Origin of the sequence: Pacificispira sp. (assembly GCF_965228185.1) — a bacterium.
Classification (GTDB): domain Bacteria; phylum Pseudomonadota; class Alphaproteobacteria; order UBA8366; family Aestuariispiraceae; genus Pacificispira.
This window is the reverse complement of the sequence record NZ_CBDDHE010000004.1, coordinates 199,049-222,638: the sequence shown is the minus strand read 5'-3', so window position 1 is coordinate 222,638 and position 23,590 is coordinate 199,049. Positions and strand designations below refer to the sequence as shown.

22 protein-coding genes and 1 tRNA gene are annotated in these 23,590 nt (G+C 60.2%); 12 read left to right on the top strand and 11 right to left on the bottom strand.

Going from position 1 to position 23,590, the window contains the following annotated elements; all coding sequences use genetic code 11:
- Window positions 1–7 precede the first annotated feature (7 nt).
- Together ccoO and ccoN are read right to left on the bottom strand one after the other, a co-directional pair.
- Window positions 8–736 (bottom strand): cytochrome-c oxidase, cbb3-type subunit II, encoded by a 729-nt coding sequence (ccoO, locus tag ACO06O_RS09370; RefSeq protein ID WP_421878639.1) that lies wholly within the window; start codon window positions 734–736, stop codon window positions 8–10.
- A gap of 17 nt (window positions 737–753) precedes the next feature.
- Window positions 754–2,220: a cytochrome-c oxidase, cbb3-type subunit I gene (ccoN, locus tag ACO06O_RS09365; RefSeq protein ID WP_421878636.1), complete on the bottom strand. Its 1,467-nt coding sequence runs from the start codon at window positions 2,218–2,220 to the stop codon at window positions 754–756.
- A 170-nt stretch (window positions 2,221–2,390) separates the two neighbouring features.
- Between ccoN and ACO06O_RS09360 the strand changes: the two genes are divergently transcribed.
- Window positions 2,391–2,555 carry a hypothetical protein gene (locus ACO06O_RS09360; RefSeq protein ID WP_420416656.1) on the top strand — a complete coding sequence of 55 codons (165 nt, stop codon included), beginning with the start codon at window positions 2,391–2,393 and terminating at the stop codon, window positions 2,553–2,555.
- A 46-nt stretch (window positions 2,556–2,601) separates the two neighbouring features.
- Here the strand turns inward: ACO06O_RS09360 and ACO06O_RS09355 are convergent, their stop codons facing one another.
- Window positions 2,602–3,675 (bottom strand): NAD(P)/FAD-dependent oxidoreductase, encoded by a 1,074-nt coding sequence (locus ACO06O_RS09355; protein WP_421878633.1) that lies wholly within the window; start codon window positions 3,673–3,675, stop codon window positions 2,602–2,604.
- Window positions 3,676–3,775: 100 nt separating this feature from the next.
- Between ACO06O_RS09355 and metC the strand changes: the two genes are divergently transcribed.
- From metC to ACO06O_RS09330, 5 genes are all read left to right on the top strand, one after another.
- Window positions 3,776–4,975, top strand: a complete 1,200-nt coding sequence (gene metC, locus ACO06O_RS09350; protein WP_421878630.1) for a cystathionine beta-lyase — start codon at window positions 3,776–3,778, stop codon at window positions 4,973–4,975.
- Entirely contained in the window at window positions 4,972–5,730 is a 759-nt protein-coding gene (gene modA, locus ACO06O_RS09345; protein ID WP_421878627.1) for a molybdate ABC transporter substrate-binding protein, read from the top strand. Before metC ends, modA begins: the two co-directional genes overlap by 4 nt.
- Window positions 5,731–5,733: 3 nt before the next feature.
- Window positions 5,734–6,438: a molybdate ABC transporter permease subunit gene (gene modB / locus ACO06O_RS09340; protein ID WP_421878624.1), complete on the top strand. Its 705-nt coding sequence runs from the start codon at window positions 5,734–5,736 to the stop codon at window positions 6,436–6,438.
- Window positions 6,435–7,532: a molybdenum ABC transporter ATP-binding protein gene (gene modC, locus ACO06O_RS09335; RefSeq protein WP_421878621.1), complete on the top strand. Its 1,098-nt coding sequence runs from the start codon at window positions 6,435–6,437 to the stop codon at window positions 7,530–7,532. The genes modB and modC overlap by 4 nt, the downstream gene beginning before the upstream one ends.
- An 83-nt stretch (window positions 7,533–7,615) precedes the next feature.
- Complete coding sequence (locus ACO06O_RS09330) at window positions 7,616–8,827, top strand: adenylate/guanylate cyclase domain-containing protein (RefSeq protein WP_421878618.1); 1,212 nt, start codon at window positions 7,616–7,618, stop codon at window positions 8,825–8,827.
- Between the two features lie 2 nt (window positions 8,828–8,829).
- On the opposite strand, the gene ACO06O_RS09325 is transcribed toward ACO06O_RS09330, so the two are convergent.
- Window positions 8,830–10,284 (bottom strand): sulfotransferase, encoded by a 1,455-nt coding sequence (locus ACO06O_RS09325; RefSeq protein ID WP_421878615.1) that lies wholly within the window; start codon window positions 10,282–10,284, stop codon window positions 8,830–8,832.
- Window positions 10,285–10,364: 80 nt separating this feature from the next.
- Here ACO06O_RS09325 and ACO06O_RS09320 point away from each other — a divergent pair, with 80 nt between their 5' ends.
- The gene (locus ACO06O_RS09320; RefSeq protein ID WP_421878612.1) at window positions 10,365–11,150 is read left to right on the top strand and encodes a substrate-binding periplasmic protein; all 786 of its coding nucleotides are present in this window, start codon (window positions 10,365–10,367) and stop codon (window positions 11,148–11,150) included.
- Between the two features lie 154 nt (window positions 11,151–11,304).
- Here the strand turns inward: ACO06O_RS09320 and ACO06O_RS09315 are convergent, their stop codons facing one another.
- The 7 genes from ACO06O_RS09315 to ACO06O_RS09285 all read right to left on the bottom strand — a co-directional run bounded on the left by ACO06O_RS09315 (window position 11,305) and on the right by ACO06O_RS09285 (window position 19,058).
- The gene (locus ACO06O_RS09315; RefSeq protein ID WP_421878610.1) at window positions 11,305–13,761 is read right to left on the bottom strand and encodes an arsenate reductase (azurin) large subunit; all 2,457 of its coding nucleotides are present in this window, start codon (window positions 13,759–13,761) and stop codon (window positions 11,305–11,307) included.
- Window positions 13,762–13,772: 11 nt separating this feature from the next.
- A complete protein-coding gene (locus ACO06O_RS09310) occupies window positions 13,773–14,297 on the bottom strand; it encodes an arsenate reductase (azurin) small subunit (RefSeq protein ID WP_421878607.1) in 525 nt (174 codons plus the stop codon).
- A 151-nt stretch (window positions 14,298–14,448) separates the two neighbouring features.
- Window positions 14,449–15,810, bottom strand: a complete 1,362-nt coding sequence (locus ACO06O_RS09305; RefSeq protein WP_421878604.1) for a sigma-54-dependent transcriptional regulator — start codon at window positions 15,808–15,810, stop codon at window positions 14,449–14,451.
- Window positions 15,785–17,233, bottom strand: a complete 1,449-nt coding sequence (locus ACO06O_RS09300; protein WP_421879103.1) for a sensor histidine kinase — start codon at window positions 17,231–17,233, stop codon at window positions 15,785–15,787. Before ACO06O_RS09300 ends, ACO06O_RS09305 begins: the two co-directional genes overlap by 26 nt.
- Window positions 17,234–17,238: 5 nt before the next feature.
- Window positions 17,239–18,150, bottom strand: coding sequence for a PhnD/SsuA/transferrin family substrate-binding protein (locus tag ACO06O_RS09295; protein ID WP_421878600.1), 912 nt, complete (start codon window positions 18,148–18,150; stop codon window positions 17,239–17,241).
- A 477-nt stretch (window positions 18,151–18,627) separates the two neighbouring features.
- Window positions 18,628–18,704, bottom strand: a tRNA-Arg gene (locus tag ACO06O_RS09290).
- 48 nt (window positions 18,705–18,752) lie between these two features.
- Window positions 18,753–19,058 carry an ETC complex I subunit gene (locus ACO06O_RS09285; protein WP_421878596.1) on the bottom strand — a complete coding sequence of 102 codons (306 nt, stop codon included), beginning with the start codon at window positions 19,056–19,058 and terminating at the stop codon, window positions 18,753–18,755.
- 273 nt (window positions 19,059–19,331) lie between these two features.
- Between ACO06O_RS09285 and ACO06O_RS09280 the strand changes: the two genes are divergently transcribed.
- From ACO06O_RS09280 to ACO06O_RS09260, 5 genes are all read left to right on the top strand, one after another.
- Complete coding sequence (locus ACO06O_RS09280; protein WP_421878593.1) at window positions 19,332–19,502, top strand: response regulator transcription factor; 171 nt, start codon at window positions 19,332–19,334, stop codon at window positions 19,500–19,502.
- A 308-nt stretch (window positions 19,503–19,810) separates the two neighbouring features.
- Window positions 19,811–20,992 carry a substrate-binding domain-containing protein gene (locus ACO06O_RS09275; RefSeq protein WP_421878589.1) on the top strand — a complete coding sequence of 394 codons (1,182 nt, stop codon included), beginning with the start codon at window positions 19,811–19,813 and terminating at the stop codon, window positions 20,990–20,992.
- An 85-nt stretch (window positions 20,993–21,077) separates the two neighbouring features.
- Window positions 21,078–21,842, top strand: a complete 765-nt coding sequence (locus ACO06O_RS09270; protein ID WP_421878586.1) for an ABC transporter ATP-binding protein — start codon at window positions 21,078–21,080, stop codon at window positions 21,840–21,842.
- On the top strand, window positions 21,835–22,557 hold the full coding sequence (locus tag ACO06O_RS09265; protein WP_421878583.1) for an ABC transporter ATP-binding protein: 723 nt from the start codon (window positions 21,835–21,837) through the stop codon (window positions 22,555–22,557). The genes ACO06O_RS09270 and ACO06O_RS09265 overlap by 8 nt, the downstream gene beginning before the upstream one ends.
- A 1-nt stretch (window position 22,558) precedes the next feature.
- A complete protein-coding gene (locus ACO06O_RS09260) occupies window positions 22,559–23,590 on the top strand; it encodes a branched-chain amino acid ABC transporter permease (protein ID WP_421878580.1) in 1,032 nt (343 codons plus the stop codon).

Here is a 23,590-nt window from a genome sequence, read left to right as displayed (position 1 = left end):
CCTCCCTTTACTGGCGCAGCGCGTCGGCGTCGTACTGGCTGAAATCGACCAGCGTACCGAGCATCTGCAGATAGGCGACAAGTGCGTCCATTTCGGTCAGTCGGGCCGGATCACCGTCGAAATCGCCGACGACAGCCCCTGGATAACGTGCCTGGATCGCGTCCCAATCGCCGTCGGGATCGGCCTGCCCCTTCATGTCGGCCTGTGCCTCCGCGATCATTTCCTGTGTGTAGGGGACACCGACATAGGTCAGGGAGGTCAGATGATCGGCAATATCCGACGGGTCGATCTTCCGATCTGCCAGCCACGGATAGGCGGGCATGATCGATTCCGGGACAACGGCGCGCGGATCCATCAAATGCAGGACCTGCCAATCGTTCGAATACTTGCCGCCTACCCGCGCCAGATCGGGGCCGGTTCGTTTCGATCCCCATTGAAAGGGATGGTCATACATGCTTTCCGCCGCGATCGAGTAATGGCCATACCGCTCGACCTCATCCCGAAAGGGGCGGACCATCTGCGAATGGCAGTTGTAGCAGCCTTCCCGGATGTAAATGTTCCGCCCGGCCAGCTCCAAGGGGGTGTAGGGCCTCACGCCGTCCACTTCCTCGATCGTGCTTTCGATGGTGAACAGGGGCACCAGTTCGACGATCCCGCCGATGGACACCGTCACCAGAACCAGCACGGTCATCAGCGACACGTTGGTTTCAATCAGCTTGTGTTTGATTAAGGACATCTTTCATCCCTCCCCGATCATTCGGCCGCGGCCGGTGCGGGTTGAAGCCGCTCTACCGGGGTTTCGCTGCGCAGGTCGCCGCGAATGGTGCGGCACAGGTTGTAGAGCATGATCAGGGCGCCCAGCAGGAAGAAGATCCCGCCGATCGCACGGATCACATAGAAGGGGTGCATGGCGTCGACCGTCTCGACGAAGCTGTATTGCAGGAAGCCGAGCTCGTCATAAGACCGCCACATCAGGCCCTGCAGGATTCCCGACACCCACATCGACGTGATGTAGAGGATGATGCCGATGGTCGCGATCCAGTAATGCCAGGCCACGAGACGCAGGCTGTATAGCCGTTCGCGGTGCCACAGAACCGGGACGAGGTAATAGACCGCCCCGAAGCTGATCAGCGCGACCCAGCCGAGGGCGCCGGAATGAACATGCCCGATGGTCCAGTCGGTATAGTGGCTGAGCGAGTTTACCGCCCGGACCGACATCAACGGTCCTTCAAATGTCGACATGCCATAGAAGGCGACGGCGGTGACCATGAAACGCAGGACCGGATCGGTGCGCAGCTTCTCCCATGCACCGGAAAGGGTCATGATCCCATTGATCATGCCGCCCCAGCTGGGCATCCACAGCATGACCGAGAAAACCATGCCCAGGGTCTGCGCCCATTCCGGCAGCGCGGTGTAATGCAAGTGGTGCGGACCGGCCCAGATGTAGAGGAAGATCAACGACCAGAAGTGGACGATCGACAGACGGTAGGAATAGACCGGGCGGTTCGCCTGTTTCGGGATGATGTAATACATCATGCCCAGGAAACCCGCGGTCAGGAAGAAGCCGACCGCGTTATGACCGTACCACCACTGCGTCAACGCATCCTGAACGCCGGCGAAGGCGGAATAGGACTTGGCGCCGAAGAACGAGACCGGGACGGACAGATTGTTGACCACATGCAGCAGCGCGACCGTCACGATGAAAGCCAGATAGAACCAGTTGGCGACATAGATATGCGGCTCCTGGCGGCGCATGATCGTGCCCAGGAAGACGATCAGGTAGACGACCCAGACCAGGGTCAGCCACAGATCGACATACCATTCCGGCTCGGCATATTCCTTGCCCTGGGTGACACCGGTGACATAACCGACCGCCGCCATCACGATGAAGAGCTGATAGCCCCAGAACAGGAACATCGCCACTTCCCGTCCGCCATACAGTGGCACCCGGCAGGTGCGCTGCACGACATGCAGGGACGTCGCGAACAACGCGCATCCCCCGAAGGCAAAGATGGCCGCCGACGTATGCAACGGCCGCAGGCGCCCGAAGGACAGCCAGGGAAGATCGAAGTTCAGGACGGGGAACGCCAACTGCAGGGCGATGACCACGCCCACCAGAAAGGCGACGACACCCCACAGGGCGGTCGCAACCGTGAAGTACCGGACAACGGTTTCATCGTATTGCGGCGCAGCCCCCATTTCGGCATGCGTTGCTTTCATCTCTCAAATCTCCAACCGCGTTTCGGCCGCCCGACGGCGACTCAACTGTCCGCTTTATGACGCCGGTGCCGTCCAGCTTCATTGATGCAGGTCAACGCAGGCTCACAATCTCGGCGTCATAAAGGCGTCAACGAAACGGGTCCGCCCGCCGAGATGGAAGGAGTGAAGAGATGACAAGTTGGGGATTGGGTATCGTAATGGCCCTGATCGCCCTGGTTGGCCTGGTTCTGGCCGCCGGCGCCGCTGACGCCACCATGGAATGGGTCGGACTGCTACTGACGCTATTCGGGATCGGCTACAATTACGGATTGATCGTCAAAAACACCGGTCACTGAGCCGACAGGCGGTCCAGGACCTCGGCGGCAATCGCCAGCGAGGACGTCAGTCCGGGGCTTTCGATTCCACACAGGCCAACAAGGCCCGGTACGCCATGCTGCGCCGGGCCGTCGATCTGGAAATCGTCGCCCACAGCCCCTGCGGATTCAGTTTCGGCCGGATACCGGCATAGCCTGGGATTAATGCGCCGTCGGCCAAGTCGGGATAATAACGCCGGATCGCAGCGTAGAATGCCTCTCCGCGCGCCGGGTCGACCTCCAGGACTCGGTCCTCGTCCAGCCCGCCGATCCATTGCGTGTCCGGACCAAACCGCATGCCGCCGGCCATATCCAGTGTCACATGCACACCCAACCCCGACCGCACCGGCACCGGATAGATCAAATGGCTGAAAGGCGCCCTGCCCGATGCGATGAAATAGTTGCCTTTACAGAAATATTGTCCGGGGATTGCGTCGTTCGGGTATCCTGCAATGGACCGCAAGACGGTCTGGCTATGCAATCCCGCCGCGACAACGACCTCCCGTGCTTCCAGGGTCATCGGCGTTTCACCGCCTGTTTCAAGTCGGATTCGTCCCGATCTGATTTCGCCCCTGATGACCGGGGTTTCGAATGCGACCATCGCCCCCGCCGCCTCGGCATCCCCTTGATAGGCCAGCATCAACGCATGGCTGTCGATTATGCCGGTAGACGGGGACAGCAAGGCCTTCGTGCAGCGCAACTCGGGCTCCTTACTCATTGCCTCTTCACCGGACAGCCAGATCAAGTCGTCCGGCCCGTCGACACCATTGCCGCGAGCCTTGGCGAGAATGCCGTCCAGGACCGCCTCTTCCTCTTCCGTGGTCGCGACGATCAGCTTACCGCAGCGCCGGTGCGGCACTCCGTGAGAGACGCAATAATCGTAGAGCATCCGCCGTCCGCGCACGCAAAGACGCGCCTTGAGGCTGCCTTGCGGATAGTAAATGCCGGCGTGGATCACCTCGCTGTTGCGGGAACTGGTTTCGGTCCCAATTGCATCCGCCTGTTCGATCACCACGACTTCGCGGCCGGATTCCGCCAAAGTTTTGGCGCATGCCAACCCGACCACCCCGGCGCCGATCACGACGGTTTCGACTTCATCCATTCACCTGTTCCCTGACCAGGATTTTCAAACCCGACGAAGGCGCATAGGCTGCACGCCGTTCGGAGAGACAACAACCAGTTTGCAAAGGGTGGATCGGCCGGTGGACGAAAACAAGAAGCATAAGGACGACACGATCGCAGTTCATGCCGGGCGGCGGCCGCTGGACAATTTTGGGGTCGTCAATCCGCCTGTCTATCATGCGTCCACCATTCTTCATCCGACGATCAAGTCTTGGGAAGGCCGCAAGGAAGGCACCGTCCATAAGGTCGGGCGGCATTCCGTCATGTATGGCCGGATGGGAACGCCGACCCAGTTCGCGTTGCGCGACGCGCTAAGCGAGTTGGAAGGCGCCGCCGATACCGAATTGCTGCCCAGCGGCATGTCCGCCTGCGCGATGCCCTTCCTGGCCCTGGCGGCACCGGGTGCGCATTTCCTGGTCCCCGACAATGTCTATCTGCCGGTCCGGAATCTGAGCAGCGGATACCTGACCCAGCTAGGCTGCGAGGTCACGTTCTACGATCCCGCCATCGGGGCCGGAATCTCCGAATTGATCCGTCCCGAAACCAAAATGGTTTGGACGGAAGCGCCCGGCTCGCTGACTTTCGAGATGCCGGATTTGCGTGCCATCGTCGCAGCCGCCAAGGAAAAGGGTGTTCTGACCGGAATCGACAATACCTGGGGCGCCGGTTACTTCCTGAAGCCGATCGCACTGGGGATCGATTTCTCGGCCCATGCGTTGACGAAATATCCCTGCGGCCATTCCGACGCCATGCTGGGCAGCGTTTCCTGCGCAACCCAGGAACTCTATGACCTGATTCACCAGACGACCCTGTATCAGGGGATCGGCGTCTCGCCGGACGACTGCTACCTGGTTCAGCGCGGCCTGCGCACCATGCCGACACGCCTGATGCGTCACCACGAAAACGGCATCCGCATCGCCCAATGGCTGGCGGAGCGGCCGGAGGTCGTGCGCGTCCTGCACCCTGCCCTGCCAGAGGATCCCGGACACGCGATTTGGAAACGGGATTTCACGGGGGCCTGCGGATTGTTTGGGGCCGTCATCAAAGCGCCGGACCGCGACCGGCTTGTGGCGATGGTCGAAGGGTACGATCTGTTCGGGATCGGCGCATCCTGGGGCGGTTTCGAAAGCCTGTGCATCACCGCCTATCCGGAAAAGATTCGCACGGCGACCGATTGGCCGCAGGACGGGCAGGTTTTGCGTTTCCATATCGGTTTGGAGGATCCGGAAGACCTGATCCGCGACCTGGAACGCGGTTTCGATCGGCTGGCCGGTAAGTGAGGCTATCCCTTCCCCGGATCGCCGCAATTGCCCTCGCATCCGCGGTCATTTGGGTTCTGGATCCGTCGCCGTCTTCGGCACAGGACCGCGTGCGGGTATTTGCGGCGGCCAGCCTCACCCAACCGCTGACCGAAATCCTGTCGGCAATCCCGAATGTCGACGGAATCTATGCCTCGAGCGGGACTCTGGCGCGGCAGATCCAGGCGGGCGCGCCGGCGGATATCTATGTCAGCGCGCATCCGAGGTGGACCGACCACTTGGTTACCCAGGGCGTTGTCGCATCAAGGGATGTGACCCCCTTTCTGCAAAACGCACTTGTCCTCGTCGCCGGTCCCGACAAGCCGCTTCCGGACGCGTTCGGCAGCGATCTGGCGGCGCTTCTGACCGAACATCGGCTAGCCATCGGCGATCCGGATCATGTGCCCGCCGGTCAGTATGCCCGTCAGGCGCTGACCGCCGTCGGATTGTGGTCTTCATTGGAAGGGAGTGCCGTCCGCTCCACCTCCGTCCGCGCCGTTCTGGCCTATGTCGAACGGGGGGCCGTCGGATACGGTATCGTCTATGAATCCGACGCGGTGGCATCGCAATCCGTCGCCAAACTGCGGATTCCGGACGCGCTTCACGATCCCATCCTCTACACAATTGCCCTGCTTCGCGACACACCGGCCGCGCGAGCGGTTCTGGACGCTTTGAAAGGGGCCGACTCGCAGGCTACCCTGTCGCGGTACGGATTCACCATAGCCCCCGTGGAATGACGCATGTTGAGCGCCTTCGAGGTCGAAGCGCTGCTGCTTAGCCTGAAGGTCAGCGCGGCCGCCACATTGGGCGCGCTGCCCTTTGCCGTGCTCTTCGCATTCTTGCTGGCGCGGGGACGGTTTCCCTTGAAGTGGCTGCTGGACGGTATCGTTCATGCGCCCCTGGTCGTGCCCCCTGTCGTGGTCGGGTATCTGCTGCTGATCGGCCTGGGCCCCAACGGACCCCTCGGCGCGCCGTTGAAGGACTGGTTCGGATGGACCTTGGCCTTCACATGGCAAGGGGCCGCCGTCGCGGCCGCCGTCATGGCGCTGCCGCTGATGGTGCGGGCCATCCGACTGTCCCTGGAACAGATCGATTTCAAGCTGGAAGACGCGGCGACGACATTGGGCGCGGGCCGCCTGGATGTCCTGACGTCGATCACGCTGCCCCTGATCGCGCCGGGCGTCGTCGTGGCGATCGTTCTCGGCTTTGCCCGGGCGCTTGGGGAGTTTGGCGCAACGATCACTTTCGTTGCCAATATCCCGGGCGAAACCCGAACCCTGCCTATCGCACTCTATACCCTGGCCCAGACACCAGGGGCGGAATTTGAAGCCGGCCGGCTAGCCCTGATCTCCGTCATCGTGGCGGTCGCAGCCCTGGTCGCGTCGGAAGCGGTGGCGCGCCGTACGCGCCGTGCCATCGGTCTGCAGGAGGCAAGATCGCAATGATCTTCGCCCGTATCTCCAGCCGGTTGGGCGATTTCTCCCTGAATGCCAGCCTGGCGACGACCGACGAGCAGCCCACGGTGGCACTGTTCGGGCGGTCTGGCTGCGGCAAGACATCTCTGGTCAACGCCGTCGCAGGATTGCTGAAGCCGGATTCCGGCCGGATCGAGATCGCGGGCGAAACCGTCCTGGACACGGAACGGGGGATCGACCTGCCGCCGAACAAGCGCCGCATCGGCTATGTCTTCCAGGAAGGGCGCTTGTTCCCGCATATGACGGTGCGGTCGAACCTGAGCTATGGCCGGAAACGCAATGGCGACGGCAGTGTCGGCTTCGATCAGGCCGTTCAGTTGCTCGGACTGGACCATCTTCTGGACCGGAAACCTTTCGCCCTGTCCGGCGGGGAAAGACAGCGTGTTGCGATCGGCCGCGCGCTTCTGTCGAACCCCAACCTTCTATTGATGGACGAGCCCCTGGCATCGCTCGACTCCCATCGAAAGAACGAGATCCTGCCCTTCATAGCCCGATTGAAGGATGAAGTGGGAACGCCGATCCTTTACGTCAGCCATGCGATGGAAGAAATCGCCCAACTGGCGGATGTCGTGGCCCTGATGGATGCGGGGCGCATCGTCGCGATGGATTCGGTGGAACGCCTGACCGCGCGCCTGGACTTGCATCCGCTGACGGGCCGTTATGAAGCCGGCGCATTCTTGACCGCCCGAATCGCGGAGAAAAGCGCCGCAACGGGCCTGATGCGCCTCGCCGTCGCCGGGAAGGCGTTCCTGACGGTTCCGGCCGCTCCCTTCCCGCTGGGTAGCGAAATGAAACTGCGCATCCGGGCCCGCGATGTCAGCCTGTCCCTATCAGAACCGAAGGATATCAGCATCCTAAACCGCCTACCCGGCACGGTGATCGAAGTCCGCCCGGACGCGGAGGGACCCATGGCGGAAGTCCTGGTCGATGTCGGCGCACCGGTCTGGGCCCGGGTCACAAAACTGTCAGCGGAAATGTTGAAACTGGCGCCAGGGCAGGAAATCTGGGCGTTGATCAAGACCGTGGCCATCGACAGGACCTCGCCCGGCCGGCAAAAATCCTGAATCGGTCTTCGTAGCGGATGGATTATGGCCTCCGGCACCCCATCTTGGCTCGCATGACACAAGCAAACGACACCAACGCCCCAATGTCGGTGCGCCAACAGGCCGAACTGTTGTCGGGCAGCGTCGAGGGCTGGCCATTGGCGCCGGTCGTCCACTGGCTGATGACCGAAGGGATCAAGACGAACGATGCCGGCATTCTAATCGCAGGGTTGAGCGAAGCCTTGCTGGCCGCCGGTGCGCCGGTCTGGCGCGTTCGGTTCTCCTTCTGGACGATCCATCCCCTCCTGGCCGCAATGGCCCATCAATGGGTTCGCGGCAAAGGCACGGAAACCTTTCAGGTCGGGCATGGCATTTTCGAAAGCGCGGCCTATATCGGCAGTCCGGCCGAACAATTGCGCGAGACCGGGAAGCCCCTGCGCTATCGCTTAATGGACGGGCTCGACCCGGACCGGGACCATTCCGTGCTGTTCGAAATCCGCGAACAGGGCGGTACCGACTATTATGCCATCCCGATGCAAACCTTCAGTGGGCAGGTCGATTCCTTTTTCGTGACGACGGATCACCCGGACGGGTTCGTCGAGTCCGACTTTCCAAAATTCGACGCATTGGCGCGCTACCTGCTGCCGGTGATCGAGACGATTTCGCATCACCGGCTATCCGTCGCCCTGTTGGACACCTATGTCGGCGAACGAACCGGCCGGCGGGTCCTGGAAGGAAAGATCCGGCGGGGCGACGGCGAAGAGATCGATGCGGCCCTGTGGTTCAGCGACCTACGCAATTTCACCCATATGACCGAAACCCTCGACCCGCCGGAAATGCTGGCGGTGCTGAACACCTATTTCGAATTTGTGTACAATGCCGTTCGAACCTACGACGGAGAGGTCTTGCGCTTTATCGGCGACGCCATGTTGATTGTGTTTCCGACCGATCGCACCGGCGGCGCGCGCCAGGCCTGCCGCCATGCCCTATCGGCGGCGGAAGACGCCTTTAGCGGCCTGGCGACCATGAATCACTTGAGACGCCGTCACGGCCAGCCGGAAATACTGTTCGGCGTCGGATTGCATGTCGGGACGGTCATTTACGGCAATGTGGGCGCGCCCAGCCGGCTGGATTTCACCGTTATGGGTCCGGCCGTCAACCGAACCGCGCGTCTGGAGAGCCTGACCAAACAGACCCGGACGCCCTTGCTGGTTTCCGATCGGTTCGCGGCCCATTTGGACCGTCCCTGCCGCCATGTCGGCGCTTTCGACGTCAAAGGCATCGTCCATCCGATCGACGCCTACGCCGTGGACTGAGACTAGCGCTGCAACCGCGTCAGTACTGATTTCGGCAGGAAAGGTTCGTAACGCCGCCAGTCTCCGGCCGGTACGCCCTGGCGCCCTCCAAAGGCGTCGATGGCTTCCGGCGGTACGGCCCCCGGCAGTCCGAGGAAGGTCAGGATCGTCGACAGCGTCCCCGACGGGTCGGATTTGGCGTTCTCATAAGAGATTTCCAGCAATCGGTCCTGCAACTCTCCGGCAGTGGCGATCCAGTTAGATTGCACCGCGTTGAACAGATCCGCTGCGGATTCGAAGCGCAGCAGATAGGACGACACCGGCGTCAGCTCATATCCCCGCATGCTGGAGGCCAAGCAGGTTTCGATTGGATCCCGATAGAACCGGACGAAACGCGCAGCCGGAAATAGTTCGGCCAGGAACCCGGCATAGGCTGCTGCAATCGGCATATGGTCGACCCGCAGTTTCTGCGCGGCCCCTAACGTACCGAAGTGCAGATCATAGGCCCTTCGGGATTCGGACAAGGTTTCAGGGCTTAATCCGCGCGGGATGGCGGGCGAGCCGAAGGCTTGGTGGATCGCCTTTTCGACACTGAACCCGTCGTCTCGCAACTTGATCTGGGGATGACGCCGCAGAACTGCCGCCAATTCCTCCGTCCCGCTGTTCGGAAATCCGACGAGGAAGACGAGATCCTGGCCGGGGCCCTGTTTCGCGCCGGCCAAGGTCTTGCCCTGATACATTGCGCCGATCGATGCCAGATCCGCACGCTCGATTGAGGCGCGCTCCAGTGCGTCGGGAAAAAGCGATTCCAATACCTGTCGGCCGGAATCGGCGGATTTCAGCGCCTCCTCAGGCTGGTCCAAGGCGTCATAAGCCTGGACTTTGGTGTAATGCACAAGTTGCGCAATACGCCGCCCTGCCCGGTCCAAGGGCAAGTCCTCCAACCATGCCAGCGCGTCCGCCGCCCGGCCCTCGTCGATGGCCCCCTTGGCGGCAATTGCGGCAAGCCCCGGATGCTTGGCGAAACGGTTCAGGGCTTCCGCGGCCAGATTGGCGCCATCGCGCACCATCCCGACGGATTCCAATAGGGAGGCGAGTGAGAAGACGGCTTGGGCATCGTTTGGCGCACGTGCAATTCCCAGGCGGTAGTTCTCAATTGCCTGCATCGGTGCGGTTCTGCGGTCCAGATTGCCGAGATTGACATAGGGCGCGGAAAACTCCGGCGCCAAGGCGACCGCCCGGTTCCAATGGTCGCGCGCGGCTTTCAAGTCGCCGCGCTGAACCGCGATCATGCCCAGACCATTGATCGCGCCGGCGTGATTGGGTGCGGACTTCAGGAGCTTATCGAACGCAGACTCCGCGGCGCTCAACTGGCCCGCCTGTAGTGCAACCAGGCCCGACCGGAAAAGCTTGTTCACCGCCTCAACCGCTTTTGCGTTCATCGTTTCGTTCATTGTGCCGCCCGCCGAAGTCTGCATTCCCGTTCCCAAGGCTGTACCGTCTTCGCCGCTGCAAATCAAACCGGGTAGCGGTGGAAATTCGGTACGCTATACTGGTCATGGGCGCAGAGGTTGCAGGGGGCAAGAAGGTGATCACCAGAATTCTTTCGGTATTTGTCGTCATGGTTCTTTGGGCCGGCGTTTCGCATGGTCCGGCAAAGGCGGTCGAACTGGTGACCGGCAATAATTATTTCCCGTACGCCGACGAACGGATTCCCGGTGGCGGTTTGGCAACCGTCCTGGTGAAGGCGATCTTTGAGAAGATGGGCCACAACGCCACCGTATCCTTCGCGCCATGGCCGGATGGCTTCAAGGCAACGAGAGAAGGTCGGTTCCTCGCCACGTACCCCTATATCAAAACACCGGAACGGGAAGCGGAGTTTCTCTATACGGATGAGCTCTTTTCCGTTCGCCCGCACATATTCATGAACTACAGAAACGCTCCCGGCCTGACGCAACCGTCCGATCTGGCAGGAAAGATCCTTTGCGTCCCTGTCGGATGGGGGATCGACGAATATCTGAAGGATGTGACGGCATCCGGCCAGGTTCGGGTCTATGACAAGACCACCGTTGTCGGCTGCTTCCAGTTGCTGGCTCAGGGCAAGGTGGACGCCATTTCCATAGATCGCCGCCTCGGGACAGCGGCCGCCAGGGCTGTCCAGGAAGGCGCATGGTTCAAGGTCCGGCGACTGACCATCGATTCCAGCCCGAATTATGTAATTGTATCAAAGTCCCTGCCCGGCGCGCAGGATTGGGTCAAACGCTTCAACGCCGCGAAGGATTCTCTACGGAAGGACGGCACCGTCGCGCGATTGATTCAGGCGTACTACGAAAACTACCCCTGATCCGAAGGGCGTGCCTCGACGACTGTAGGACGCAGAACCGTCTCAACGGCGCAGTCTTTCAAACTGAAGCTTGCAAACGTACCGCGCCAAAAAAGAGGGATAGCCGGATTGACCGGCTATCCCAGCAATCAACCGGATCTAACGACCGTCAGGTTCAGAAACTGTATTCCTTCGATTTGAAGGAAATATGCCGCACCGATTCCGGAGCATCCGATATTTTTCTGATATTGCCCCAGGTCTGCTTGTAGTTCGGCAGGACCAGTTCGTTGACGCCGGAATTGATCACGTTGCCCTGCGTGCCGGAAGGCGCGCCAAACAACATGAAGGTTTCCTTCCGACGCGCGGTATCGGTCGGATAGACCATGGCCTGCGTCGCCCCGACATCGTTGTAGACTTCAACCAAGTCACCCGCCTTCAACCCGAGTTCCGTCATATCCGCCGGATTGATTTCAAGGAACGGATAAGGATACCGGTCCGCGACAAAGTCGTTGTCCTTGTCCAGGAACCAGTTCTGCCAATTGATGTTGGAGCGGCCGTTATTGATCAGGAAAGCGAACTTTTCCTTCTGTGCCGCCTTGCCTGGAGCCTGCAAGCCGCGCCACGCCCCGCCGCAGAAGCGGGCTTTGCCATCCCCGGTTCCGAATGTGCCATCGGCATAGAGGCGCTTCGTACCGACCAGTTTCCCGTCCTTATAGCCGACAACCGGTTCCTGAACGCCGTCATTTCCCATCGCACGGAGGCGATCATAGGTCACGTCGGGATGGGCAGAGTTATACCCATCCATGAACGCGTCTTCCTCGGTCTGCCAGTCATAGCCCTTGAACTGATCGGCATACTCGCTGCGGCCTTCTTCCCGAAGCACCCGTTCGAGATGTTGTGCCAGTCCGGCCGCGATCAGACAGTCGGGCTTGGCCGAGCCCGGACCGTCCATGTATTTTTCGACAAGACGCATGCGTCTTTCGCCGTTCATGGACGTCAAGTTCATCTCACCCGATTCAACGGCCGGCAGGATGACATGCGCGGCTTGGCCGATCTGACTGTGAATGATGTCGACATTCACTGAGAAAATCCCGCCGGCCTCAATCGCGCCCACGATCGCATCGACAAGCTCTTCGCGGCTTGCGCCGGCCCGGGCGTCCATCGCCTCTTTCACCAGATTGGTGCGCTTGTTGTAGACACGTTTGAACTCGGATGCGTTCAGTGTCGTCTTGTAATGATCGTTCGCCCAGATGTGATGGACCTTGCCCTGACCGCCGATCAGCAGATCGTCGATATAGGGTGCCGGACGGCCGACATGCGCATCGGAAGGCCGGAAATACCCTTCCTGGTGACCGCCCAGCCGGCAAACGCCGCCGCCTTCACGGCCGACATTGCCGGTCGCCAACGCGATATTCACGAGCGAGCCAACGGTACGATAGTTGTCGTTGCCCCAGATGATCCCCTTCTCATAGGCAGAGACGCATTTGCGCCGGGAGCCGTCTTCTTTCGGCTTGGCGATCCATTCCGCAGCCTTGACGATGTCGGCAGACGGGACACTACAGATTTCCGCAGCTTCCTCCACCGAGATCCGACATGCCTCCCGGGCCATTTCAAAGGAACCCAGTGGCGCCGGGAACTGTTCGTTCTGGGCCTGAACGATCGCATCCTGCGCTGTTGAACCAGCGATGAAATCGCCGTCAACCCAGCCTTGATCGGCGATATAAGTGAATAGAGCGTTGAAAAGCGCCAAGTCCGTGCCGGAGTTGATTGGCAATTGCAGGACATTGTCCTTGCCGGCTTCCATCTCGCACGCATTGACGGTCACCGTACGACGCGGGTCAACAATGATTACCTTGGCCCCGTTTCGTATTCCGGGAACCATGTGGTTCAGGAACAGATTGGTTTGCGTTTCCAGAGGGTTCGCCCCAACCAACAGAATCGTGTCGGTCAGGCCGTAATCCTCATAGGCGTAGTTCAACTCGCCGACCCCCATGTCGCGGGTCGAATGCACTTCGGAATTGTAGGCGGGCCGGTTGTGGATCCGGCAGTTCCGGATTTTCATGGATTCGAAGTACAGCTTCCCGGTGCCCCAGGTATTTTCATACCCGCCGGCCGAACCGCCATGGTCGAACATCGAGACGAAAAGGTCGTCTTCATTGTCCTTGTCGATCACCCGCGCGGTTACGCGCGCCACCAAATCCAACGCGTCTTCCCAGCTTGTCGGCTGCCACGTGCCATAGCGCCAGACCAGCGGTTGATCGAGCCGCTGCTGCTGGGTACCGGTCACATCGGAACGGCGGTTTTCCGCCATTCGGGCACCGCGGATCGAACCCAGTCCGGAATTCACGGAGCAGTCCTTGTCCGGCTTGATCACCAGATGGACGTCCTTGCCGCCCTGCTTGACGACATTGTACATGGACGGCGCATACCATGCTTCAGTTTCCGCCCATTGCTGCTCGGAGAGGTCGACGCCGAAGGCATTCTGCTCCGGGGCCGTTCCGCCCTGCTTGTTCACAGGCCAGGTATAGGCGTGATACCCGCACCCGACGATGCAGTAATGGCAAGTGACGTTGTGCTTCTTGGCATCCGCCGGGATGATCGGCAGGCGCCCGATATTTCTCTTGTAAGCCATGCGACCCTCCCTCAGAGCACGTTGGACAGACGACCGTAGAGAAGCTCGTCGACGCCTTCGGCGTAGATGTCTCCCTTGTCGTCGATGCGAAGGATGTATTGCGGAAGGTTCTGGGTTGCCTGCCCCCAGGTCTGCTGGCCGCCGGCCTCGCAGTCGAAGACCGAATAATGGCCGGGGCAGTTCAGGGTCTTCCGGTCGGCGTTATAGGTCAGACCGAACCCTTTATGCGGGCAAACCGTCGAAAACCCTACGATATCGCCATCCGGTCCGACACCGCCTTCCACCGGCGTACCGAGTTTCAGCAGGACGCCCGGCGCGTCGTCATCGGGATAAGCCACATCCAAGGGCTCATTGGGGGATAAGTCCGACAGATTGGCCAACCGATTGGCCGGATATTCGACAAGGGCCGTTCCGGTTGCCGCCCTTGCGTGTTTCGTTGCTAGTACCGTCGATGTGGCGGCACCCGCCACGACCACGGCCCCCCCTCTTAGAAATTGACGGCGGCCGACATCGACCAGTTTCGTACAGCGTGACATCAAATCCTCCCTGATGCTCGAGTTATGACCCGGTATCAGCAAGGGACGTGCCGTCGTAATTTCGTAATATTTTTCAGCTAGTTAGATTTAAAAAGATGCAATCTAACATGAACTATGTTCGGATTTTCGAACATGGTGCGGCGCCGAAGGTTCAGGAATCCGAACGGGACGGACCAATATCGTACTTGGTCATTTTCTCCCACAGCGTCGTGCGCGAAATTCTGAGAAGCTTCGCCGCATCCGAAACATGCCCCCCCGTGCGTTCTAAGGCACGGTCTATCTGACGGCGCTCCGCCGAGTCTCTTGCTTCGGATAAGGTTATGAACCCGTCGCTGTCGGTTCTGGCAGGACGTTTCGCATCTGGGAACAAATCCTGCGGCATGATCCATTCAGTGTCGCTGACCGCGATGGCCCTTTCGATCCGGTTCCTCAACTCCCGAGCATTGCCGGGCCAACCGTGTTCCAGGATCATTTCCTCGGCTTCCGTACTAATGCCCAGTATCCGGCGCTCCTGCCTTCTGCTTGCTTCGACTAACATCCGATCCGTGAGCCAGATCAGGTCATCCGGCCGTTTGCGCAAAGGTGGAATTGGCAGCGGCAATGCGGAAACGCGAAAATATAGGTCTTCACGAAACGCTCGTTCCGCGCAGGCCTGTTCCAGGTCCTGATGTGTTGCGGCCACGACCCGGGCACGGAATTCGATTGGCTTTTCGCCGCCGATCCGAAAGAAGGTCCGTTCCTCAATCAATCGCAAGATCTTGGCTTGAAGCGGCAGGGGCATGTCGCCAATCTCATCGAGAAACAGCGTACCGCCAGCGGCGCGTTCGGCATATCCGTGATGCTGCCTGACGGCGCCGCTGAAGGCGCCACGCTCGTGTCCAAAGATTTCGCTTTCCAGCAATTCGGCTGGAATAGCGGCGCAGTTCACCGCCATGAACGGAGCCTTGGCCCCGCATTGCAGAAGATGCAGATGCTTTGCGGCCACTTCCTTGCCAACGCCCGACTCGCCGGTGATCAACACGGGCAGGTCCAGCTTGGCATACCGTTTCAACAGAGTTTCGACATCCCGCATTTCGGGCGACAGACCAAGCGGATCGTCGTTCGACGGTTCGCCCTGCCGTGCCCCGTCAGCGATCCGCCGGATGCGTGCCAGGAAATCTTCGAATTCAAAAGGTTTGGTCAGGTAGTCGGCTGCTCCGAGCCGCATTAGACGTACCGCCTGATCAATTTCGCCGAAGCCGGTCACAAATACGAAGGGCGGCGCCTGAGCGGCGGTGACCAATTCCTTGAAGATTTCCTCACCCGAAACACCAGGAAGACGGATGTCACACACTATCAGGTCCAGATTGTTAAGCGAGGCCGGGGCGGCATTGATCATATCCCGACCATTCTGCCACCAGGCGACAGAATAGCCTTCGAGTTCAAGTCGCTGAACGATCGACCCGCCCATGACGGGATCGTCTTCGACCAGACCGATCTTGAGGTTGCTAGGCTGCATGTTCAATTTCCTCATCCCCCTTTGGGGCGGATATGGTGATTGTCGTCCCGGACGGCGTCCCCTCCGCAACCGACACTCCGGCGTGAAGTTCCTCGGCGATACGGCGCACGACCCAGAGACCCAACCCCCCGGAATCCGAGGGTGGATGTATCGTCGAACCGGACGACAGAACCCTTCTTGCCGCTGCGGGAAGTCCTTGGCCCTGGTCGGATACCGACAGTTCGTACCTGTCCGGGGTGGTTCGGCAGGCCAGCGTTACCGTCGACCCCGCCGGGGATGCCTGACTGGCATTCAGAAGAAGGTTCAGCAATGCCTGGCGTAATGGACCCGCAGGCAAATCGATCTTCCCTTCAGCAAGATCGCCTGTCTCGATCTCCAGATTCTGGCCCTTTCGCTCCATTTCGGGTCTGAGAAGCAATTTCAGATCCTGAAAATCCTGAACGGAAAGCGGCCGTGTCGCCCGTTCGGCCCGATAGGTCGCCAGTGTCGCTGATACTACTTCCTTGATCCCCTGCAATCCGCGCTGGACCAGATCGAGCGACCGGTTCCGGACATCGCTGTCGGCGCCATGCTTCCTCAGCGTGTTGACTGCATTCATCAGCCCACCAAGTGGATTGTTGATCTCGTGCGCCATACCGGACGCCAGTCGACCGAGACTGGCCAACTTTTCCTCCTCCGACAATTGGCGGGCCAGCAATGTGCGGTCCCGTTCCGCCTCCACGAGTGCGTTATAGGCGTGATACAGGCGCCTCGCCTCATGGTCGGATGTCGCCAGTTCCTGTTGCGAGATAAGTCGCGCCTGCCCGGACGCCGCCGCGGTCATGTGGCTTTCCAGTATTTGCATCGGCTTCACCATCTGCCGGACGGTCGCGAACCCGATGAGCGCAATCAATCCGGTCAGCAATCCGTTCGTCACCAGAAGCGTCAGCAGCACCCTCTGCCGTTCCGCCAATAGAGACGAGACGTCGAAGATGACGAAAACCGCACCGATATTCTGTCCCTGATAATCGATCCGACGCTTGGCATAACCGCGCCGCTCGGCAGTCGCGATCGCAACCCCCTCGCCGGGAAAGAGCGATGTGAAGGACTGGGGCAACTCTCCCAAGGTCGGGCGTGCTTCAGGCCGGTCGGACGCCAAGGTCAAACCTTCCTCGGATGCAACGACCGTTTCCAGTGGCACGATTTCACCGTCGGTCGGACGCACTCTGACGATGGCGTCGTAGATTTCCCAACTGTCTTGCCGCAGGACTGATGGCGAAATCGAGGCGATGATTCCATCCAGATAGGAGGAGGCCAACCCGCTGAGCCGGTCTTCCTGAATCTGGTGAAGGCGCGACAGCACACGTTCGGAGATTGCCGCCGAAACCGCGATCATCAGAATCGCCACGGTGATCGGCACCCGCAATGTCAGGGGAAGTCGCCGGAAGCGGGTCAGCATACCCTTCACAGCACCCCCTTCAAGGCCTCGACCTTTTCGGCAATGGACCGGTATATCTCGTCCTCAGGGAGGCTGAACCCTGTCAGTCGCAGCATGCGCAAAACGTCCCGCCCCTCTTCGCTTTCCGACATGGCAAGAAATGCCTGTGAAAGCGATTGCATTTTCTCAGTTTGGGCGACCCGTCTATTGGCGGCGACAGGGGGGAAGCCCAGCCATTCAGATCGCCTTAGAATACGCGTCCGATTGACGAGTTCAGGTTCGATCTCGCGCATCACCTCCCAGACATACCCATCGACACTGCCGGATTGTGCCAGACGCGATGCGACGGCTCGGATCACATTGCGATGGCCGTAGGTAAACATGGCATCTCGAAAGAACCGGTTCGGCGACAGATCGAGTTCGTGCAACAGGGCCTGAGTTACCAGATAGCCGGAGTTGGAATCAGGGTCGGAATAGGCGTGAATATCCCCGCCCAGTTCTTCGATCGATTCCACCGCACGGTCCGACCCGACGATAAGATAGGAGCGATAGTATGGGCTCCCGTTCCAATCCGGAACGGCCACTAGATCCAGGGCATCCCGGAACTTGACGAACGGGTAGCCGCAAATCCAGGCGGCATCGAGTTCCCCGGTAACCAGTAGCGATGTGACTTCCTGGTAGGTTCTTCGGGTAACAAGTTCGACATCATGGCCGGTTGCCTTTGCGAGGTAGTGCCGTAGCCCGCCAAGCAGTTCCAAGTCATTGGTAAGAAAGACGGGGGTCAGCCCGAAACGGATCGTGCCGGCCTTCTTCCCGGAAGCGACCACAGCCCCTGTTCCGCCGACAGTCATACCGAACGACACACAGAGTGCCGCGAGCAATTGCCGTCGGCCCAATCGATACCGGTCGCCAACGCTGGACACGCGTTGTCCCCGCATGGTTCCTCCCCAGGGCGCATTTTCATTGTTTTGCGGATACTATGCCCTAACCGGACAATCTCAAAACACTGTCATTGCCGCCAGCACCGATACCGTCCGGACGGGACCGTCGCGTTCGAAGGCACTTCAACAAGGCTAAGCGCCGGTTATCGCACGGGCCTTCACCCTGATCTGCCCTAATATTTATGGACGCAGTGCTCTTAGTATTGAAGCGAAGGATTGTCCTTCGGATCTGACGGTATTGAGCGAAGAGCTGCGTTCGTTCCTTTGAGGAGTCGGACGCCAGATCCTGAAGCTCAGCCGGTCGGTGTTCGGATTTGCATGGATTGAAAGGATTGCGCCGGACGAATTGAGAGGTCAGGGCCAGCGGCGCACGGCAGGAACGAAGGTCCGCGCAAGGGAAAAAGAATGTTTGAAAGTCGAAATTGAACGAACTTTAAAGCCCGAACGGCACCACCACTAAGTGGTTGAAAAGTTTGGTGGCCCCGGCAGGACTCGAACCTGCAACCATCCGCTTAGAAGGCGGGTGCTCTATCCGGTTGAGCTACGGGGCCGGACGCCGCGGCGGGATGTCTAGTCGCGGCCCCGCGGTCGGTCAACGCTCAATGGGTCCAGGGGCGCTTACGCCCATTCGCGAAATTATCGGCATAGGCCTTCGGTTTGATCTGACGGTCCTTAGGCTTTTCGACCGTATAGGCATACCCGTGCTTCTCGGCGTAGGAGATCGCTTCTTCAGCCGTATCGAAGCTGAGCTGTACCTGCTTGCGCGTGTCGGCCGATCCGACCCAGCCCATCAGCGCATCCGGCCGCCCGGCGTCGGTCGGCTCGAATTCCAGGATCCAATCCCGGGTCTTGCCGCGGCCGGATTGCATGGCGGTTTTTGTGGGCTTGAAGATCCTGACTTCCACTGTCCCCTCCCTGGGCGAGGCAAATTCCGTAACGAACGGGTCTTACCACGCTTCGGCGGGATTATTCCAGCCTGCAAGCACAGTTCAGATTCACCCTCATAACCGGCGTGACGTCTTCGAGGGTCATCACATGGCCCCCCGTCTCGGACCATTTTGTCATTCTCGACAACGCAACTGGATCGAAGGGGTACGGATGATTAAACATTCAAAAGGTGCCGTTTCGCCCCCATGGCACAAGCACGGTCTGTCCAAATAGTTGATACGATTCAGAAATTGAAATGCCGCGTCCTGATCGTCGATGACAACGCGCCAGTGAAAATGCTGTTTCGCGAGTTGCTGCTGAAGGAAGGCGTTGCGTCAATTTCGGAGGCGGAGAATGGCGTTGAAGGCCTCCCCCATCTGGAGGCACGGCCGGCAAAAGGCGCCGATACCTGGGATCTGTAAAAGATTGGCCGACAGTGACCGATTCCGGGTCCTCCCGGTTTCCTTTATTTTGTAGGGCTGCAGAGTCCCAGAGCGGCGGTGGCCCAACGGGCGGGTTTGTATCGACCCGCCCCTATAACTCTCCCCAGCAGCCTCTATGAACAGAGGGGCGTTACCGCACCGGCATTTGCCCTGGTGCATGCATTCTGCACAGGTCCGTTCGATCCCCTGCCCGCTTGCGGCGAAATCAATCGCCTTCCACATTGACATGAATATTGATTCATGTTTCATAATTTGCCTAGAACATACAAACAGGGAGGACTATCCAGATGAAGAGAACGTTTATGGTAGGCTTGGCCGCTTCGTTAAGCGCCATGCTGGCGACGACCGCACTCGCCGAAATCCGAATTGCACATGTCTATGGCAAGACCGGGGCCCTGGAAGCCTATGCCGCACAGTCACACCAGGGTTTGATGCTGGGGCTTGAATACGCAACAGGCGGCACGATGGAAATCAACGGCGAGCCGATCGTCGTCATCGAAAAGGACACCCAGGTGAAACCGGACCTCGGCAAGGCAATGCTGGCGGAGGCCTTCGGTGACGATGACGCTCATATTGCCGTCGGGCCTGTGTCCTCCGGCGTCGCACTGGCGATGCTGCCGGTCGCTGAAGAATACGAGCGCATCCTGATTGTGGAGCCGGCCGTGGCCGACTCGATCACCGGCGAAAACTGGAACCGTTTCATCTTCCGGACCGGGCGCAACTCGTCACAGGACGCCATCGCGAATGCCGTGGCGCTGGGCGGCGAAGGGGTGACCGTTGCCACACTGGCGCAGGATTACGCGTTCGGCCGGGACGGTGTCGCCGCCTTCAAGGAAGCCCTCGAAGCAACTGGGGCGACACTGGCGCATGAGGAATATGTACCGACAGACACGACTGATTTCACCGCCGCGGCCGAACGCATCTTTCAGGCCATGGCCGACATCGAGGGGGAAAAGAAACTCTTCATCATCTGGGCCGGTGGCGGCAATCCGATGGGCAAGCTCAATGCCATGGATCCGTCCCGTTTCGGCATCGAAATCGCGTCCGGCGGCAACATTCTGGCGGCCCTGACGGCCTACAAGGAACTGCCCGGCATGGAAGGCGCCACCTATTACTACTACGAGATCCCCAAGAACCCGGTGAATGACTGGCTTGTGGAGCAGCATCTCGATCGGTTCGGCACGCCCCCGGACTTCTTCACCGCGGGCGGAATGGCGGCTGGAATTGCCGTCGTGGAAGCGATCCGCAAAGCAGGCGGCGCAGAAGATACCGAAGCGCTGATTGCGGCCATGGAAGGCATGGAGTGGGAAACGCCGAAGGGCACCATGCGGTTCCGCAAGGACGACCACCAGGCCATGCAGACCATGTACCACTTCCGGACCGAAATTCAGGACGGAAAGGACTATGGTGTTCCGGTTCTGGTGCGTGAAATCGGTATGGACGAAATGGACATTCCGATCCGCAACTGATCCGCACGGGCGGGCACCGGATCGGCGCCCGCCCCTGCTCCGCCCTTGCCGCTGTCACAGCCCTTCCCGCCGAAAGTGTGACTTCATGACCCGGACACTCCTGGAAACCGACGGCCTTACCGTGCGCTTTGGTGGTCACGTCGCCGTCGATGCGGTGACCTGTTCCTTTCGCGCCGGCGAACTGACCGCGATCGTGGGGCCGAACGGGGCCGGCAAGACGACATATTTCAATCTGATTTCCGGACAGATCCCGGCGTCGGCCGGGACGGTAAAACTCATAGGATCCGACATCACCCGGGACGGTGTATCGGAGAGATGCCACAAGGGACTTGGCCGCGCCTTTCAACTGACCAACCTGTTCCCCAACCTGACCGTGCTGGAAAACGTCCGCCTCGTGATCCAGGCACGGGCAAACAAGGGATTCAGCCTACTGTCGATGGCCGACAGCCATTCGAAACTGACTGCCGACGCGATGGCAATCCTGGAGCGTGTCCGCCTGGACCGCCTGAAGGGGCAGACCGTCCGCGAACTGAGCCACGGCAATCAGCGAAAGCTGGAAGTGGCGCTGCTGATCGCCTTGGATCCAATGGTTTACATGTTCGACGAACCGACCGCCGGCATGAGCGTCGACGAAGCGCCGGTCGTGCTTGATCTGATCGCTGAACTCAAGAAGGACCGCGACCGCACAATTCTGCTGGTCGAACACAAGATGGATGTCATCCGGTCGCTCGCGGACCGGATCATTGTGCTGCATAACGGTGCCCTGGCGGCGGACGGGCCGCCCGGCGAGGTCATGGCGTCCGACATCGTTCAGGAAGCCTATATGGGACGGGATCTGGAAGATGTCTGAACCGGTGCTCACCCTGACAGGCGTTCATACCGACATCGCCCAGTACCATATTCTCAACGGTGTCGATCTGGCCGTGCCACGGGGCGGTGTCACCATGCTGCTCGGCCGGAACGGCGTCGGAAAGACAACGACACTTCGAACGATTATCGGCCACTGGCAGACGAAGGCCGGCAGCATCACCTTCGACGGCACGGACATTACCGGTCAGACCGTACCGGCCAGGGCCCGCGCCGGAATTGGATTCGTGCCGGAGGATATGGGAATCTTCTCCGATCTGACGGTAGAGGAGAACATGATCCTTGCGGCGGTTTCGGGGCCACTGGACCCCGCCCGCCGCGACTGGCTGTTCTCCGTCTTTCCCCCGCTTCGAACGTTCTGGGAATCGCCGGCAGGGACATTGTCAGGCGGTCAGAAGCAGATGCTCTCGATCGCCAGGGCAATGGCGGAAGAACGGGTCCTTTATCTGATCGATGAACCCACGAAGGGACTTGCCCCGGCCATTGTCTCCACCATGGCCGGTGCCCTGCGAAAGCTGAAGGCGCAGGGAGCGACCATCCTGCTTGTCGAGCAGAATTTCGCGGTAGCCAGGGCCCTGGGCGATACGGCCGCGGTGATGGATGACGGTCGCATCGTTTGGGCCGGCCCCATGGCGCAACTGGCGGAAGACGCCGCGTTGCAGGAACGCCTGATGGGCCTCAGCATGGAAGCGCATTGAGATGACCACTGCACCGGACCACACGCCGACTTTCGCTGCCGAGACACTTGCGGAGCGCCTTGCCCGCTTGGCTCCGTATCTCCTGATCCCTGCCCTCGTGCTGATCGGCTTCATCGCAATCGGGGCGCCGTCGTCATGGCTGACCCTGACGGTGTCGGGTCTCGCCATGGGGATGATGATCTTCATCATGGCCTCCGGGCTGACCCTCGTGTTCGGGTTGATGGATGTCATCAACTTCGGTCACGGCGCCTTCATCTCGGTCGGCGCCTTTGTCGGGGTTTCCGTCCTGCTGGCGATGGGGGACTGGACCGGGGCCTCATCCCTGCTGCTGAATGTATCAGCCGTGTTCCTGGCGGTCATGGCCGCCATGGCAGTCACCGGGTTTATGGGCTGGGGGTTCGAGCGGATCATCGTACGGCCTGTCTATGGGGCCCATCTGAAGCAGATCCTGGTTACCGTCGGCGGACTGGTCGTGATCGAGCAGTTGATCCACGTCGTCTGGGGGCCGGATGAAATCTACCTGACCCGCCCGGAGACCCTGAAGGGAGCCTTCACCTTTGCCGGCGCCGCGGTCGAGAAGTACCGGTTGCTCGCCGTCGTACTCGGTATTGCCCTGTTCCTGGTCATGCGCCTTGTTCTGAAGCGCACGAAGATTGGGCTGATTGTCCGGGCCGGTGTCGAAAACGGCGAAATGGTGCAGGCGCTGGGTTACCGGCTGCGCGTGGTTTTCATCGGTGTCTTCGTGGCCGGATCCGCCCTGGCGGGACTGGGCGGCGTCATGTGGGGGCTCTATCAAGAAGTCATCACCGCCGGGATGGGTGAGGAGATGATGATCCTTGTCTTCATCGTGGTCATCATCGGGGGCCTCGGGTCGGTCGAAGGGGCCTTCCTTGGTGCGCTGCTGGTCGGGCTCTTGCAGAACTACGTCGCCTTCCTCGAACCGAAACTGGCGCTGGTTTCCAATATCGGACTGATGACAGCAATCCTCATGTGGCGGCCGCAAGGCATGCTGCCCATCGTGAAGGCGAAGTAG

What these genes read in the sequence shown, in the direction of transcription:
- ACO06O_RS09310 (WP_421878607.1), bottom strand. Translation starts at nt 14,297, where the DNA reads ATGTCACGCTGTACGAAACTGGTCGATGTCGGCCGCCGTCAATTTCTA.
- ccoO (WP_421878639.1), bottom strand. Translation starts at nt 736, where the DNA reads ATGTCCTTAATCAAACACAAGCTGATTGAAACCAACGTGTCGCTGATG.
- ACO06O_RS09320 (WP_421878612.1), top strand. Translation starts at nt 10,365, where the DNA reads ATGGGCGCAGAGGTTGCAGGGGGCAAGAAGGTGATCACCAGAATTCTT.
- modB (WP_421878624.1), top strand. Translation starts at nt 5,734, where the DNA reads ATGTTGAGCGCCTTCGAGGTCGAAGCGCTGCTGCTTAGCCTGAAGGTC.
- modC (WP_421878621.1), top strand. Translation starts at nt 6,435, where the DNA reads ATGATCTTCGCCCGTATCTCCAGCCGGTTGGGCGATTTCTCCCTGAAT.
- ccoN (WP_421878636.1), bottom strand. Translation starts at nt 2,220, where the DNA reads ATGAAAGCAACGCATGCCGAAATGGGGGCTGCGCCGCAATACGATGAA.
- ACO06O_RS09275 (WP_421878589.1), top strand. Translation starts at nt 19,811, where the DNA reads ATGAAGAGAACGTTTATGGTAGGCTTGGCCGCTTCGTTAAGCGCCATG.
- ACO06O_RS09270 (WP_421878586.1), top strand. Translation starts at nt 21,078, where the DNA reads ATGACCCGGACACTCCTGGAAACCGACGGCCTTACCGTGCGCTTTGGT.
- ACO06O_RS09315 (WP_421878610.1), bottom strand. Translation starts at nt 13,761, where the DNA reads ATGGCTTACAAGAGAAATATCGGGCGCCTGCCGATCATCCCGGCGGAT.
- ACO06O_RS09295 (WP_421878600.1), bottom strand. Translation starts at nt 18,150, where the DNA reads ATGCGGGGACAACGCGTGTCCAGCGTTGGCGACCGGTATCGATTGGGC.
- ACO06O_RS09300 (WP_421879103.1), bottom strand. Translation starts at nt 17,233, where the DNA reads ATGCTGACCCGCTTCCGGCGACTTCCCCTGACATTGCGGGTGCCGATC.
- ACO06O_RS09260 (WP_421878580.1), top strand. Translation starts at nt 22,559, where the DNA reads ATGACCACTGCACCGGACCACACGCCGACTTTCGCTGCCGAGACACTT.
- ACO06O_RS09265 (WP_421878583.1), top strand. Translation starts at nt 21,835, where the DNA reads ATGTCTGAACCGGTGCTCACCCTGACAGGCGTTCATACCGACATCGCC.
- ACO06O_RS09325 (WP_421878615.1), bottom strand. Translation starts at nt 10,284, where the DNA reads ATGCAGACTTCGGCGGGCGGCACAATGAACGAAACGATGAACGCAAAA.
- ACO06O_RS09330 (WP_421878618.1), top strand. Translation starts at nt 7,616, where the DNA reads ATGTCGGTGCGCCAACAGGCCGAACTGTTGTCGGGCAGCGTCGAGGGC.
- ACO06O_RS09360 (WP_420416656.1), top strand. Translation starts at nt 2,391, where the DNA reads ATGACAAGTTGGGGATTGGGTATCGTAATGGCCCTGATCGCCCTGGTT.
- ACO06O_RS09305 (WP_421878604.1), bottom strand. Translation starts at nt 15,810, where the DNA reads ATGAGGAAATTGAACATGCAGCCTAGCAACCTCAAGATCGGTCTGGTC.
- ACO06O_RS09355 (WP_421878633.1), bottom strand. Translation starts at nt 3,675, where the DNA reads ATGGATGAAGTCGAAACCGTCGTGATCGGCGCCGGGGTGGTCGGGTTG.